At 69.1% G+C, this 2030-nt stretch carries 1 protein-coding gene; it reads left to right on the top strand.

Translation table 11 applies throughout. The annotated features are described in order from the left end of the window. Window positions 1-492: 492 nt before the first annotated feature. Window positions 493-2030, top strand: a 1538-nt coding sequence (locus AOK08_RS17615) for an RICIN domain-containing protein (RefSeq protein WP_055526673.1), incomplete at its 3' end; no start/stop codon positions are given.

Genomic DNA, 2030 nt, shown 5'->3' with positions numbered 1-2030 from the left:
GGTCCATGGACCTGCCGGGTCTCGGTCTTTCTGGCCGTGATTCGAGGGTGCCGGCGGGTACCGTCCCCATGAGGCCGGAAGTTGAAGATTGTGTGTGCCATTCGCGCGCTCATGCACACAACTTGGTGGACGGCCGGGAGCTAATTTCGAATGCTGGTGCGGGTACCGCCGGTAACACCCTTGAATTCCGTTCATCTTGAACTTTGGTCACTCGGACTGCTTGTTTGGGGTGAGACGTGTGTGCGATTGTGGGCCAACTCGTGCGGGGGCGGAGGTCAGACCCCTATTCCTGCTCGGGAATCCGTGCCGGTCGACCCGAAGTCTCACAACTGACGAGTCGTAGGTACGCACCAGTCAAGCAAGTCTTTCCCGTGGATGTGCAATTCGCTCGTGCCGTCCTGCGGCTTGGAAGGAATTGGTTCTGTGCGATCCCCCCACCCGCCGCGCCCGCCATACCCCCCTCGTCCCGGGGTGGGCCCGGCCGAATCAGACATGAACCTCGCCGCGCGGCTGCTCGGGCGAGTCGAGGGTGAGAGCGCGTACGCCGTCGCCATGCTGCTGACGCGGCACTGGCAGTCGACGTACGACTACGCGGCCATCTGTCTCGCGACCGAGGGCGACCTCGCCACCATGGCGGCCACATCGGCCTTTCATCGCCTGTTCGGGCGGCTGGAGCGCGGTGAGTCGAATCAGGCGCTGCGGCCCCAACTCCTCGTGGCAGTAAGGGAAACGGTCCGGGAGTGGTCCGCCGAAGACGGTATTTCGGCGGTTCTTCCAGAACTCCGCAAACCCACCGGTGCGCGTGGCATGCGCGCGGCAAGAGCGCGGACATGTGAAAAGCGGCAACTGGCCGAGCGGTCATTCCGCGCCCTGCCGAGAGCCGCCCAGTACCTGCTCTGGCACACCGAGGTCGAGGCCGAGGCGATTTCCGCGACGGCCGATCTGCTGGGCGTGGACTCCACGAGTGCTTCGGATGCGCTGGAGCAGGCCCGCGAGCAATTCCGTTCCACCACTGTGCGGGCCCATCGCGAACTCGCGCCGACCAATGAATGCCGGTTCTACAACCGTCTGTTGGACGTCCCGATCCGACGCGGCGGAGCCTTGCTGCCCGATGTCGAGCAGCATCTGCTGATGTGCGCCCACTGCCGGTTCGCCGCCGACCAACTCGGCCATTTCGAAGGCGAACTCGGCACCCTCCTCGCCGAGGCGGTGCTCGGCTGGGGAGCCCACCGCTATCTCGACTCCCGCCCGGGACGCGGCGGCCGGGGCAACTCACCCCGCGTTCCGGCCGGCCGGGGCGGCGGACGTGTCGGTGGCCGCCATCGCTCCATGGCCCAACTCCCTTCCCGCGACGAGCGGTTCGCCCTCCCGCGAAGACGCGGACGGGCCGTGGCTGTCGGCGTCGGAGTCATGTCGGTCGCACTGCTCGCGAGCGTGCTCGGCGCCCGGAACTGGTCGGGCGGAAGTACCATGCCGACGGTCGACTGGGGCACGGCGAGCGGCTACTCGGCCGCCCCGGGCACGGCTTCCCCGAGCCCCGCCGGCCAAGGGCCCGCCGCTCAGCCGCAGGCCGACGGTTCGCCGCCGGCCACCCCGGCCGCCTATCCCGGCCTGACACAGCGCGGCAGGCTGCGCCACGCCGTCACGGGCCTGTGCCTGGACGTCCGGGGCGACCGGGTGGTGGCCGGTGCCGGGACCCGGCTGGCCGAGTGCTCGTCCGCCGGCACCCAGCAGTGGTCGTACGAGTACGACGGCCTCCTGCGCAGTCTCGCCGACCCCAGCCTGTGCCTCGACTCCCGCGAGAGCGACGGAAGCGTCGTACTCGCCGACTGCGTCGGGTCGAACACCGACGAGGTCCGCTACGACATCACCTTCCAGGGAGAGTTGCTGCCCCGCTGGCGCGGGGAACTGGCCGTCGCACCGGCCTCGTCGGGCGCGGGCGCGGACGTGGTGGTCAGGACGAGATCCGGGGAGGCGGGAGAGATCTGGACGTTCCTCTCCAAGCCGTCCGGGGCCGGCGGCGCCGCCGG

This window comes from Streptomyces graminilatus (assembly GCF_001418565.1).
GTDB lineage: Bacteria > Actinomycetota > Actinomycetes > Streptomycetales > Streptomycetaceae > Streptomyces > Streptomyces graminilatus.
Note: the sequence above shows the minus strand (reverse complement) of the source record. Positions and strands in the feature narration are given on the sequence as shown.